The sequence below is a fragment of the Bacillus cereus group sp. MYBK14-1 genome, from assembly GCF_051916885.1.
GTDB classification, from domain to species: domain Bacteria; phylum Bacillota; class Bacilli; order Bacillales; family Bacillaceae_G; genus Bacillus_A; species Bacillus_A cereus.
In genome coordinates this window covers 231,941-244,777 of sequence record NZ_JBQAHM010000005.1, presented here as the reverse complement: position 1 = coordinate 244,777, position 12,837 = coordinate 231,941, and the positions used below count along the sequence as shown (strand labels likewise).

The following is a 12,837-nucleotide window of genomic DNA, read 5'->3' as shown; positions in this document are numbered from 1 at the left end:
TTATGTATGTGAAACGATATCGACATTTATACTTGCTAAGTTTTACGTTACTCATTTGTTTTGTCGTATTATCACTTTCGTATCATACCGCTTGGATTGAGAACTTTGACAATATAGTCGCACATTTTATTCAAAGCTTTCGAAACGATTATTTGACGACCTATTTTACTTGGGTGTCTTTTATCGGTTCCAAAAGAATATATTTTCCATTACTCATTATTCTTGTAATGTATTTTCTCGTTAGAAAAAAGTTACTTAGTGCGTTACTTCTAACAATTAATTACTACGGATCTCGTTATTTAAACAGTATGCTTAAACTATGGTACGAACGAGCAAGACCTGATGTCACGCAGCTTGTTACTGCAACTGGATATAGTTTTCCGAGCGGTCATACGATGAATGCTACTGCTTTTTTAGGATTTATTGCATACGTCACAATTACTGAAGAGCGTATTTCGTTGCATAAAAAATTGTTAATTATTCTTATAGCAAGCTTTGTTGTATTATCTATTTCAGTTAGCCGAATATATCTTGGCGTGCACTATCCATCTGACATATTAGCAGGATGGGCAGCTGGCGGTAGCTGGCTCGTTTTATGTGTTATATTCCATAAAACGTTCATAAAAAAAGAACCTATGTCATAATAGGTTCTTTTTTAATTGGCTCAACATGAATGTGTGCATGGTAAATTCCAAATTTTTTGCGCAGCATAGCTTCGATGTTGTCGGTAATACAGTGACTTTCTCCAACATCCATGCGAGCATCTACTTCAATTGTAATATCAACGTACGTTTGATTCCCATACATACGTGCTCGAATATCTACAATGTTTTCCACACCGCCAATATGCTCAATAGCATCAGCGTATTCTTCCATTTTATCAGGATCAATTCCATCTGTTAGCATATGAGAAGATTCTACAAAAATCTCCCATGCAGTTTTACAAATAATAAGACCGACAATTAAAGCGGCAATAGGGTCTAAAATAGGCATTTGGAACTGAGAACCGACAATACCTACTACGGTACCAATACTTACGAGTGCATCTGATAAATTATCCTTTGCAGCGGCTTCTAATGATTTACTTTTTGTTCGTGCTGCAATTTTTTTCGTATACAAATACACGCAGTACATAACGACAGCAGAAAATAAAGCAACCCATGCAGCGAGTACATTAGGCGCTGCTTGTTTCGGATTTAAGAAAGATTGAATGGCACTAATAACAACTTCTAATCCGACTGTTGCCATAATGAAGGACGCAACAAGTGATGCGATTTGTTCGGCACGCGAATGCCCATACGGATGATCTGGGTCACGAGGTTTACGAGATATTTTTAGACCAATTAATATCGCTAAAGAAGCACCGATATCCGTTAAGTTATTTAAACCGTCAGCGCGTAATGCGCTAGAGAGGGTAATATAACTGATGATGATTTTCATAGAGGATAAAAATATGTAGGCCATAATGCTGACAATAGCACCTTTATCAGCTTCTTTATGAGAAAGAGTATCCATTTTAATCACTCACCTTTCTTTAAAGGAATTTCTTTCTATAAATAGAGTATCAAACGAAAGTCGTGTGGGTCTATACAAACATTGTTGACGTTTTATAGCTTTTTAAGAAGGGGATAACAAAGTTTCGTAAAGGAAAAATATGTTGAAAAGTACAAAGTCAAGGTGTGAACCTAATTGGAGTTTATTTACTAAAGAGATAGGAGGGTAGATGGATGAGGAAACGAATACTTTTCTTACTACGTATTATTCTTATCATGACAAGGTGTAATTCATTAAACGATGAAAAACTTCAAAAGATAATTGTGAAAATAGATGAAAACCCTCTGAAAAATATTTTCCAGAGGGCTTTCATTTTAGTATGCTTCTAAAAACTCAGTAACTTGCTCTTCTGTTTTTGCATTAGCACTATGTAAGTGGCCTAGCTTCTCACCGTTTTGGTATACAAGTAAACTTGGAATACCCATTACTTGATACTCTTCAGCGATACTTGGAAACTCATCTTTATTGATAGAGTACCATTCAAATTTATTGAACTCTTCCATTACATCTCCGATAAAGTTGTCCATACGTACGCAATCTGGGCACCATGTAGTAAAGAACTTAACAACTACAGGCTCCTCGCTTGCGATGATGTCTTTGAATTCTTGTTCTGTTTTAATTTCTTTCATAAGTAAAACTCCTTTCAATATCACACGAATTTATATGCAAAATTCGTATTTGCAAACATGTTGCAAACTTATTATTTGTTTTTTAGTTTTGTAGTTCGTTCACACTTATAAAATTATATGTAACATGACTGCGCTACTAAGTGTGAAAATAATGGAACCTCACTTTTCTTTATAAGCTTTTTCCAGGATTGTGTCAAACTTTTGAATTTTATACAGAAATTAAAGAAGCCCACACTTTGATTGAGTATGGGCAGAGTGACTAAAATTAATCGCTTATTAATTTCGAATAGATATTTAAATCGATAAGCTTTCCAGCTGATTTTTCGCTCTTTCTCAGAATCCCTTCTAGATTAATTAACTTTTATTATACAAGAAAATAACTACATTGAACAAAAGCGTTAATTGGAGGTAACGAAATGACAAACTCATCAATTGAATATTGCGTTCAGTGTGATTAAGAAAGTGGTGTATAAAGATGGGACGAGATGAGAGTTACTTCCGAGCTAAAAAAAGAGTAGATAATTTAAAATCATTTTACATGCATTTAACCATCTACATACTAGTCAATCTGATGCTTTTTTACTTTTTAAGTAGTGAATTAGCTATTTTTTATTTTATAAAGAAATAACTCCGAAGCTCATATCCTTTCATGATAATATAAGGTGAAGAGGAGGGCCTTCCCTCTAATTATTAGTACACACTAATAAGGTTTTACGGGTAGTTAATTTTTTATCTAACTTCCTCGTATGTACTGAATTTTAATGTGAAAATGTTCGTTAATAGGAGATAAAAGAAAAAAGAGGATATATGAATGCTTGTATTAGGTTTTATATTAATTGGTTTAGGTGTTTTTATTGTTTGTCTGACTGTAATTGATGGAATCAGAGAGACAAAGGAACATAGTTTCAGTGGGTTTAAAGATTTTATTATTATTGTGCTGGTGCATATTATAGAAATAATCAGTGATTTATGGGGATTCCGATTGCTATTTATATTGATAGGATTGGTTTACATCGGATTTGGCGTTGCTATTTTAATAGTGGAATTGTAGTGGAAGATAAGTAAAGGGCATCTAATTAAGATGCCTTTTTATATTAATTCCAAAAATTGAATAAGGTTAGAAATTATATGGTTGTAATGGGAATTGAGGGATATGAATAAAAAAATTTTATCCCGCTATTTGTCGGGCAGTAAATACCCCCACCTCAAAATTCAGCGGAAGCAAAGAAGTTAGGTGGGGTCGGGCTGCCAGTAAAAGCCCGATTGGTGAGAGCTGATTAAAGTTTCACTTTATTAGGGATTTGCCTTAAACATTTATTACAGTCAAGAATATTTATAATAATATGAACTAAAAAAGGTCCAATTTTTGTAATGTTGGAGGGGATTATTGTGGACATAACTCAAAGCGTATCAAGAATAGTGGTTAATGGGAAAGACCTTTCTTTCACTTCAGTTCAAACCTCTGCATGGAATCATGGACCTGTAAATGATTTAATCGTTACGACGAATCAGAGAGTGAATGAGCTTTATCAATTCATGTGGTCGCAAGTACCGGTTACGATTTCGGTATATTTCCTTCAAGGAGCGGATTTACTTAGGTTCGTTAGGGTTGCGGGAATTAATGAGCGTGTAACAGGAGAATATGTATATCATTTCATTTGGTGATAAGAAGGAGTCAAAGTAGTCTAGCAGCTACTTTTTTATTTTGTCATTTGAATATAAGCGAGCGGACTAGCTTTATAGTACCCACTGAAATAAAGAATCATAATATAATTTGTAATAAATTATACGGGAAGGGAGCTGAAAATCATGTTTTATTCATATTTTAATTCTGAAACTGGTATGCGACCAGCGTATGGTACATCTATAACGTATAGTGGAGCACAAAGTACAGTCCAAGCTATTCAACAAGCATTGCAAATGCAACAACAATTGCAAATGCAGCAGCAAGGTGTACAACCGTATTATTCATCCGTAGAGTATTTTTACCCAGTACATCAAGTTACACCGTACGGAAGTTCTTTTCTGGCTATTCCATATGGGACTGTATACAACTTATAACTAGTAAGGAATGAAGTGGTGTATATAAATAAGGGTGCAGGTTAATAGCGCCCTTATGAATAATAAAAATAGCTAGTCCAAACCTTATAAATCAATCTTACATAATATGTAGTAATAAGTTTGAAAGGGGAATTAGTATGTCTTGTTATTACTACTGTAAGTATTGTAAAGAGTATAAAAAGAAGCATCATGATTGTTGTAAGAACACTTGTAAGTGCCATGATAACAAGGACAATCTTGTTAGAGCATCGGCATTTAGAGCTAGAAATACTGTGAATCAAAATGTTCCTGCTAATACTTTTGTGAAAGTGTTATTTCAAAATGAACAATTTGATTTAGCGAATGAGTATAATCCAGCAACATCTATTTTTATGCCGAAGACTAAAGGTGTATATTCTATTATTGGAACGATTGGTTTCTTTCCAAACGATCCAACTTTAAATTATAGAGCGCGTGTAGAAATTCGTGTGAATGGAAACGCAGCGATAGCTATAGATAATGACTTTTTTGGTCCAATAAGTTTTGGAAATGTCGTAAGTGTTTCGACGATTGTTCAATTGAATGCAGGGGATGAAGTTGAGATTTATGCACAAAGTAGTATAGATGGAGTTTTAAGTCCTTTAGAAGATGGTGCACATTTTGAAGCAGCAAGATTTCCTTCTCCAATTAAATAAAGTCATTAAACAATGAGTTTGCAGAAGCTTAAAGGTAAACCCTCACCGAAATGGTGAGGGTTTTTTAATCTATTAAAAATAGTAACAGGTCGTCCAAGCTATTCTAATCTATATAGCATACTATGTAAAAATAAGTGTAAAGGGGGACTCACTATGTCTTATTATTACTGTAAGTATTGTAAAGATTACAAAAAGGAAAGTCATGATTGTTATAGGAAAAGTAGTAAATGTGATAGGAAGTATGTAAAGGTGAAGTGTTGTGATGATAAGAAAGAGGAGCTTGTAAGGGCATCGGCATTTAGAGCTGTGAATACAGTTAATCAACCTGTTCTAGCAAATACTCCTGTTAAAGTATTATTTCAAAATGAACAATTTGATCTAGCGAATGAATATAATCCAGTAACGTCGATTTTTACTCCGAAAACTAGAGGGGTATATAGTGTATTAGGAAATATAACATTTTCTCCAAATGATTTTAATGTAAATTACAGAGCTAGAGTAGAAATTCGTGTAAATGGCAATCCGGCAATAGCGATAGATAATGATTTCTTTGGAACAGGAGTATTTTTTAATAATGATGTTTCCGTAACTACTATTCTTCAATTAGAAGCAGGAGATTTAGTTGAAGTTTTTGCAGAAAGTAGTATTGCTGGCGTAATTGTACAAAATGTTAATGGTGTAAATACGGTTCACTTTGAAGCGGCAAGATTTCCTTCTCCAACTAAATAAAACTGATTATTAAATGTTTTTTAGTAGGTTTAGTTAATCCCCTTACCAAATGGTGGGGGATTATTATTGTTTTTCTAAAATATATAAGTAAATAGGTAAAGCGTAGTTTAATTTGTAGGGGCTTCAACCTTCTTCAGATAATAAACAGAATAATAAGTAACATGCTTGTAAAAACGCATTGTTAGTAAGTTTACTAGTTTTCTTATAGAACAAGAAAGACGGAATACATAAAAGATCGTATCATTATGTTTTTTCTTTACCATATAGAAATTATATATTGAACATAGATTTGTGTAGGGAATGCTAATACACTGAAAAGAATAGCATAAAGGCGATTACACTATATAAAAACAAAATCAATCCTAAGATGAGTAGTATTGGATGCAACTTGAACATATTTGACCTCCTTGAGTATATAAAGAATTTTAATATATTGTTGGTCAATTTAGAAGGGGGACGGTTACATAAAAAAAGAGCATACATAAAAAGTACGCTCCAAAGAAAGATAGGTTTTATGAGTGGATAATCTCCATACGATAATATATGTTCTTTTCATAAAAACGTGTAAAAAATCAATGAATTATCAATGGAATATCATAACATGAGTAATTTTAGTCTAGGAATGCAATTATTTTCTTTCTCGGTTATTTTAGGTAATAAAGTTGTGAAAATCGTGCATTATGCGGACTAACAACGGGATAGCGATCGTACTTCCGTTACATATTTCTTAAAGTCTGGGTATTGCGTGATAGTTTGACATTTAGGGGTGCATAGTTGATTAATTATAGACACATTTGTAATTACTTCGTTACAAGGACCGAAAAATGTAATTTTTAGCTTTGAATTTGGTGGGATTTTGAACACGATAGGTTTTTTTTCCATGAAATCAGCTCCTAATATTGAGTATTATAATTTAATGGATATAGAGTCGTATTAGTATAATATGAAATTTCAGTGGATTTGCTTATAATAAAGAATTTTATAGTAGTAAAAGTGCTTAAAGATGTAAAGGGGAAATTGAGAATGGAAAATAAAATGTTTAATTAATATAATCAATAAATACGCAAATGGTTAATATAACTAATGCATTTTTTTGTTTGTTACATATTATGTTAGTAAGAATGGTATAAGGGGGTAGTATAAAATAGTGGAAGAAAATGTACAAGCTCAGCTTTCGCCACCGTGGATCACATATTTTAATGAATTAAAAAATTCAATAGGTGCTGATCCAACTGTTACAGTTGGGCCGCTTATTCCTGTTGGTGGTAATTATATTATTTTAGTGCATGCGTTAAGCAACGAAAAAGCGAGAGCATTAGCAACGCTTTTAAAATCTTTTGTACAATTTGGGAATGTAAGTGTGACAGTTATTGTAACGAATAATGAGAATGAAATTGTAAATCCATTTCCTTGTCCACTAGATGCATTTGAAATAGCTCATTTATTTCAAGTAGCACTAGAAAATAATCCTTATTTTGAACAAGTTGTGGTACAGCCTCAGTTCCCTGGCGGACCGAATGTTGTTTTTCCGGTTTTCGCTGCGGAAGTCATTCAGTTTTTCAATGACGATATTTCTAACTTATGTCAAACGTTTACAGGTGTTGCGGCCAATGTGTTTCGTGATGTAATGAATGATGAGGTTTGTGGTATCCCAATTCTATTTTCCACAAGTTGTGTTATGAGCAGTGAAAACTCACAATTACAAAATACAGATTTAGCACCAAAGTTGTTTTATTAAACTGTAAAAAGACATTTTCAGTAATAGAAAATGTCTTTTTTATGCACCAATAGTGTTCAGGTTGGAAAATTGCAATTTAATAGGAGTAAACTTCAATTAATTAAAATTTTTCTAAATCTCAAATTTCATGTAGAGGTAGTAATTTTGACTTAAGAATATATAGAAAATGAGGGATGAAATTTTTTAGTTGAAAGGAAATCGATACTGAAAGTTATAATTTAATAATACAGGAGATTTTTTTTAATATCTGTAAAAATGATTGATAGGACGAGATTACATAATAAATGAATAGTAGGGTATATTTCGAATGTTTTATGTGGCATACATGTTAAAGTTGATAGAAATATTTCTGAAAGAGAATATATTTTGAAAAACAGTAAAGATTCTTTTTATTTATATTATAGATAGCTAGTTTTAGAGAGAGGAGGCTTACAATAAAACAAGCTATGAATAAGACATTCAAAAGGAGCTGGAATGTATGGGGTATATTGTAGATATTTCAAAATGGAATGGAACTATTAATTGGGATATTGCAGCATCTCAGCTAGATTTAGTGATTGCTAGAGTTCAAGATGGCTCTAATACGGTGGATTTTATGTATCAAAATTATGTTAGTGAAATGAAAAAGCATAGTATCCCATTCGGTAATTATGCTTTTTGCCGTTTTATATCTATTGCTGATGCAAAGAAAGAGGCACAAGATTTTTGGAATCGTGGTGATCAATCAGCTAAGTTTTGGGTGGCGGACGTAGAAGTTCAAACGATGGCAGATATGCAAGGCGGGACACAGGCATTTATTGATGAATTACGCCGTTTAGGTGCGGAAAAAGTAGGATTATACGTAGGGCATCACACGTATTTATCATTTGGAGCATGTAATATTGAAGCTGATTTTGTATGGATCCCTCGTTATGGAGGGAATAAGCCAGCATATCCATGCGATATGTGGCAATATACGGATTCAGGGAATGTTCCTGGGATTGGGAAATGTGATCTGAATCGATTAGTAGGAAATAAGTCACTTTCTTGGTTTATAGATTCCAACAAAGCAAATCAATCTAACATAGTGTATACACAGCAACCGAATGGCATTGGTATTGCAGTTTCGAAATATCCTGATGGATACGGAATAAATTTATATGAAACTCCCATGACCCCTCAATTTACAGGTGCACTCACTCAGAAAATTCCATATTTAATCTTAACAGGTTATTGGGGAGGCGGTGAGCAAGATATGATTTGTTTAGAGAACGATAAGCAGTGGGCATATTTAAAACATTTTAATGTGAAATGGTTTTATGCAACTTCGAAATATCCTGTCGGTTACGGAGTAAATTATTATGAAGAGCCTGAATGTATGAATTATAAAGGGAATATAGATGGATCGACATCTTTTCGAGTGTGGGGTAGAGTGGGAAATGCGGTAGATATCGGGCAGAATAGTTGGATACCTGAAAAACATGTAATTATTAAGTAACTATAGCGGCAGTATTGTTTTTAAGGAGTATGTAAAGAGTCTTCTTACTATACATAATAGTAAGAAGACTCTTTACGTTTAAAAATGAAAATACATGATACATAGTCTACTCATATGAAATGAATTACATGTAGAAAACACACTGTTTTCACAATGACTGTGTATAGTTAATTTGCATAATGATAAAAGTGAGGTATTTGAATTGAAAAAGAAAAAAATATTTATTGGAACAATTATTTCATGCGTGATGCTAGCATTATCTGCATGTGGTTCCTCAGACAACGTAGTAACATCAAAAGTAGGGAATGTTACAGAGAAAGAATTAAGTAAAGAATTACGACAACAATATGGAGAAAGTACTTTATATCAAATGATGTTAAGTAAGGCATTGTTAGATAAATATAAAGTTTCAGATGAGGAAGCAAAAAAGAAAGTAGAAGAAGCAAAAGATAAAATGGGTGAGAACTTTAAATCGACTTTAGAACAACTTGGATTGAAAAACGAAGATGAATTAAAAGAAAAAATGAAGCCAGAAATTGCATTTGAGAAAGCGATTAAAGCAACAGTTACAGATAAAGATGTGAAAAATAACTATAAACCAGAAATGAAAGTAAGTCACATTTTAGTGAAAGATGAAAAAACGGCTAAAGAAATAAAGGAGAAAGTAAATAATGGTGAAGATTTTGCTGCCTTAGCAAAACAGTATTCAGAGGATACTGGTTCAAAGGAACAGGGCGGGGAAATATCTGGTTTTGCTCCTGGGCAAACAGTGAAAGAATTTGAGGAAGCTGCGTATAAATTAGATGCAGGCCAAGTAAGTGATCCGGTTAAAACAACTTACGGTTACCATATTATTAAAGTGACGGATAAAAAAGAATTGAAGCCATTTGATGAAGTAAAGGATAAAATTCGTAAAGATATAGAACAACAAAGACTACAAGATACGACAGGTAAATGGAAACAACAAGTAGTCAATGATTTATTGAAAGATGCTGATATTAAAGTGAATAATAAAGAATTTAAAGATACATTTAAATTTCTAGAAAAGAAATAATGACTGTAATCATAATTAGAAAAGGGAACTCATATAGAGTTCCCTTTTCTAATTAGTGTGTGAGTTATAAATAGATAGTAAGACAATACAATATTACATTTAAATATTAAGAATTACAATGGAAAATTATGGTTTATAATTATTTCAACGAAAGTGGATATTCTACGGTTTTCATTATGCAAGTTTATTACATATATTTACTCTTTAATAATGAATATCGAACATAATTTAAAAAATAATACATATAATGTTTTTGAATAAATATTTAACATGGATAATTAGTAAAAAGCTGAGCATTCGATTGGAAAGGATGTTCTTTTTGTTGTGAAAATTTTAGGATAAAGAATGAATCGTTTTAAACGCATCATTTACCACATCAATAAATTAAGGTGGGGAGAATATATGAAAGTAATCTTTCAAGGAGAGGGCGGAGCGAAAATTTTTGAGTCATATGATGAAAATATAAGTGATTTATTAGTTATATTAAAAGAAACGAAAGGGATTAAAATTGGGATGGTTGAGTATAAAGTGTTAAAGTACGAACTTAATTATTTTCGTCATCCGAAAAAAGCGGATACAGAGAGAGAGTTACATATAATAGTACAACCTAAGTATATGTAATAAAATATAATAATAAAAATCACTGATTCAGTTTTGTAAAGTTCTATAGAGTATGTAAGAAAAGAGAGTGTTGTAAATGCTCTCTTTTCTTATGCTTTGTGAGTTCGTTCATCATAGTATATGTTTTCAGTTATAGATGGTTAATAAACGATAAAAATTTAAAACTTTTTCGTTTAGGCAGGGATTTTATATTTGAGTAAATAAATATACTATGAAGTATTTTTTATACGAATATTGGAGGAGTATAAAATGAGTTTAGCAAGTTACATAGGCTGTAATGTAGAAATTCCGTTAACGGATCCAGATTCTAATGATGTAATTGTTTTTGGACCGTGTTTTTCAGATGAAAGTATGCTTGAAATTGTACAAGATTATCAATTCCAAACAAATTACACATATGAGGTTTCAACTAATTGGGGAATTGAACTGGTCGAGTGGCAAAATGTAAAGGAAAAAAAAGAAGCGAAAGAAAAACTTTTAACTTTATGCAAGATTATGGAAAGTTATTTGGAAGATGGAGACTATTTCGAATTATTTAGTTGTTGGGTTGGTGATGAAGATAAGGAACGAGTAGGGGAATTGAACTTAAAAATAAATCATTTTAATATAGATGAATTATGTATTCTAGAAAGAACATTAGTTAGGATAGAAAAATAAGCTTTGAATATTTTTTAGAAAAAGGCGATTTCACTTTGTGTGAAGTCGCCTTTTAGTTTTTATATGCATTTTATATAAGAAATGAAAAGTTTATTTGATAAAGGAAAAAATATGGAGATAAATAAAATTATGTTTTTTGTTAAGAAATAATAAGTATAGCTCTTCTCAAAGGAACGTAAGTTCGTGTATAATAAGAACGAATGTTCTTTTAAGAGGTAACCTAATTATAGTTTAGAAGTAAATTCGAGTTTAGTAAGTATTAAAAATAACTAAGGGATAGCATGAATAAATAAATGTATAAATGATCAAGGAGATAAAAAATGAACGATGTAAAGATACAAAAAGAAGAAAGAGAGTGGGTTCCGTTTACAGTAATGTCCGAACAACTTTTAAATATGAGAAAGATTATTGGAGAGAAATTAAAAGTACAAAAACCGCTTTTAACAAATGAAGCAAAAGAGAGGATTTCTGATAAATTATTAACGTCATTACTGTCTGAGAAAGAAATATTGGTAACATATTTTGAAGATGGTTACATATTAACAAGCTACATGACTGTTGTACATATCAATCCGGTAAAACAAATTGTAATTTGTACAGACGCCTTTTATAAAACTTACGTATTTAACGCTATGGATATTATTGAAATAATGTAAAAGAAGCTGAATATTAAATGGCAGCTTTTTTTATTTCTGATTTATGAGACAAATAATATAAGAAAAAGCAGCTAGCTTTGTGCTAGCTGCTGAGCCCCAGGGAAAGGGAGAAAAAGATAGGGTACTCCAAAATCGATAAGAGCTGTCAAACAGCCTGATTATAGTATAGACAAATTAAAATTTTCTATACAAAAAGTTGAACATAAGATTAGGCTGTACCCACTTGGTTTTGATCTGCAAGGTCAGAATCAAATGTATTGGTCGCGCTAACACCGCTAAAAGTATTAACAACAAAACCAACGTTTGATGCGCCGGAACCATTATAAGCTTTCGTATTTTCTTTCGGAGAAACGTTGTAGAAATCACCTAAGTTAAATGATCCATTACTATTTTGTACAACTAAATTTCCTACAACTGATGGCATAATTTTCACCTGCTTTATAAAAAGTTGTTAACATTACTATATGGAGTTATAGTCCAGATGGTTCATATAATAAAAATTGTGGAATAGTAAAACGTTTGGAGCATGGATTTCAATAAAAGTGTGTTAAAATTAATATAATAAAGTTGAGTAATTTTTTTAAAAAATTTGTATAATTGATATATATGAAAATAAAGGAGGCAAAATGTAATGAAAGATATTATGAAAAAAGTTGATTTAACAGATGCCAAATCAAGTAATCTTGTTGCACTAATTTATAGTAATGAAGTTATATTAGTTGAAGACGCATTTTGTCCAAATGAAATAAAATTAAAGTTTAATGAAATTGCAATTTTATCTGCAATTAAAACAGCTCATATTGCGAAAGTGTCTATTAGGAAAGAACTTGAAGCGCTTTTTCATGATACGGGTGTTATATTAGTGAAACAAAATGTTGATTATGGTAGTAGCCAATCTATTACCATGCATTTTGAGCAATTTAAAAAGTTGCAAGATGAGATTGAACATTTAAATAAAAGTATGTAATAAAGCAGCTAAATAAAGGT

The 12,837-nt window shown here is 31.8% G+C and carries 17 protein-coding genes and 1 pseudogene; 14 read left to right on the top strand and 4 right to left on the bottom strand.

What is annotated here, in order from left to right:
• The first annotated feature begins 8 nt into the window (after positions 1–8).
• Complete coding sequence (locus ACTFR3_RS16130) at positions 9–644, top strand: phosphatase PAP2 family protein (protein WP_440044582.1); 636 nt, start codon at positions 9–11, stop codon at positions 642–644.
• Here the strand turns inward: ACTFR3_RS16130 and ACTFR3_RS16125 are convergent.
• The gene (locus tag ACTFR3_RS16125; RefSeq protein WP_377826335.1) at positions 634–1,515 is read right to left on the bottom strand and encodes a cation diffusion facilitator family transporter; all 882 of its coding nucleotides are present in this window, start codon (positions 1,513–1,515) and stop codon (positions 634–636) included. The two genes, ACTFR3_RS16130 and ACTFR3_RS16125, sit on opposite strands and share 11 nt — an antisense overlap.
• A gap of 353 nt (positions 1,516–1,868) precedes the next feature.
• Positions 1,869–2,183 carry a thioredoxin family protein gene (locus ACTFR3_RS16120; RefSeq protein WP_000658787.1) on the bottom strand — a complete coding sequence of 105 codons (315 nt, stop codon included), beginning with the start codon at positions 2,181–2,183 and terminating at the stop codon, positions 1,869–1,871.
• A 475-nt stretch (positions 2,184–2,658) separates the two neighbouring features.
• On the opposite strand from ACTFR3_RS16120, the pseudogene ACTFR3_RS16115 reads away from it, so the two are divergent.
• The 6 genes and pseudogenes from ACTFR3_RS16115 to ACTFR3_RS16090 form a co-directional block, all read left to right on the top strand.
• Positions 2,659–2,763: pseudogene (locus tag ACTFR3_RS16115) on the top strand (2TM domain-containing protein); the annotation flags it as partial.
• Between the two features lie 231 nt (positions 2,764–2,994).
• A complete protein-coding gene (locus tag ACTFR3_RS16110) occupies positions 2,995–3,234 on the top strand; it encodes a hypothetical protein (RefSeq protein ID WP_440044581.1) in 240 nt (79 codons plus the stop codon).
• Between the two features lie 338 nt (positions 3,235–3,572).
• Complete coding sequence (locus ACTFR3_RS16105) at positions 3,573–3,848, top strand: hypothetical protein (RefSeq protein ID WP_000355695.1); 276 nt, start codon at positions 3,573–3,575, stop codon at positions 3,846–3,848.
• 144 nt (positions 3,849–3,992) lie between these two features.
• On the top strand, positions 3,993–4,244 hold the full coding sequence (locus ACTFR3_RS16100) for a DUF3947 family protein (protein ID WP_000500097.1): 252 nt from the start codon (positions 3,993–3,995) through the stop codon (positions 4,242–4,244).
• 137 nt (positions 4,245–4,381) lie between these two features.
• On the top strand, positions 4,382–4,918 hold the full coding sequence (locus ACTFR3_RS16095; RefSeq protein ID WP_002183539.1) for a C1q-like domain-containing protein: 537 nt from the start codon (positions 4,382–4,384) through the stop codon (positions 4,916–4,918).
• A 153-nt stretch (positions 4,919–5,071) separates the two neighbouring features.
• Positions 5,072–5,647, top strand: a complete 576-nt coding sequence (locus ACTFR3_RS16090; protein ID WP_000122943.1) for a hypothetical protein — start codon at positions 5,072–5,074, stop codon at positions 5,645–5,647.
• A 687-nt stretch (positions 5,648–6,334) separates the two neighbouring features.
• Here ACTFR3_RS16090 and ACTFR3_RS16085 read toward each other — a convergent pair.
• Positions 6,335–6,529: a hypothetical protein gene (locus ACTFR3_RS16085; RefSeq protein WP_000412555.1), complete on the bottom strand. Its 195-nt coding sequence runs from the start codon at positions 6,527–6,529 to the stop codon at positions 6,335–6,337.
• Between the two features lie 265 nt (positions 6,530–6,794).
• Between ACTFR3_RS16085 and ACTFR3_RS16080 the strand changes: the two genes are divergently transcribed.
• From ACTFR3_RS16080 to ACTFR3_RS16055, 6 genes are all read left to right on the top strand, one after another.
• On the top strand, positions 6,795–7,385 hold the full coding sequence (locus ACTFR3_RS16080; RefSeq protein WP_000392281.1) for a hypothetical protein: 591 nt from the start codon (positions 6,795–6,797) through the stop codon (positions 7,383–7,385).
• 478 nt (positions 7,386–7,863) lie between these two features.
• The gene (locus ACTFR3_RS16075; RefSeq protein ID WP_000540655.1) at positions 7,864–8,862 is read left to right on the top strand and encodes a glycoside hydrolase family 25 protein; all 999 of its coding nucleotides are present in this window, start codon (positions 7,864–7,866) and stop codon (positions 8,860–8,862) included.
• Positions 8,863–9,064: 202 nt separating this feature from the next.
• Positions 9,065–9,916, top strand: coding sequence for a peptidylprolyl isomerase PrsA (locus ACTFR3_RS16070; protein ID WP_000727348.1), 852 nt, complete (start codon positions 9,065–9,067; stop codon positions 9,914–9,916).
• A gap of 402 nt (positions 9,917–10,318) precedes the next feature.
• Entirely contained in the window at positions 10,319–10,537 is a 219-nt protein-coding gene (locus ACTFR3_RS16065) for a hypothetical protein (RefSeq protein WP_000864275.1), read from the top strand.
• Between the two features lie 249 nt (positions 10,538–10,786).
• Positions 10,787–11,194, top strand: coding sequence for a hypothetical protein (locus ACTFR3_RS16060; protein WP_000050502.1), 408 nt, complete (start codon positions 10,787–10,789; stop codon positions 11,192–11,194).
• Positions 11,195–11,514: 320 nt separating this feature from the next.
• On the top strand, positions 11,515–11,850 hold the full coding sequence (locus tag ACTFR3_RS16055) for a YolD-like family protein (RefSeq protein ID WP_002024004.1): 336 nt from the start codon (positions 11,515–11,517) through the stop codon (positions 11,848–11,850).
• A gap of 208 nt (positions 11,851–12,058) precedes the next feature.
• On the opposite strand, the gene gerPF is transcribed toward ACTFR3_RS16055, so the two are convergent.
• Entirely contained in the window at positions 12,059–12,274 is a 216-nt protein-coding gene (gene gerPF, locus ACTFR3_RS16050; RefSeq protein WP_001141569.1) for a spore germination protein GerPF, read from the bottom strand.
• A gap of 207 nt (positions 12,275–12,481) precedes the next feature.
• Here gerPF and ACTFR3_RS16045 point away from each other — a divergent pair, with 207 nt between their 5' ends.
• Entirely contained in the window at positions 12,482–12,817 is a 336-nt protein-coding gene (locus ACTFR3_RS16045) for a hypothetical protein (protein ID WP_000651907.1), read from the top strand.
• Positions 12,818–12,837: the final 20 nt, after the last annotated feature.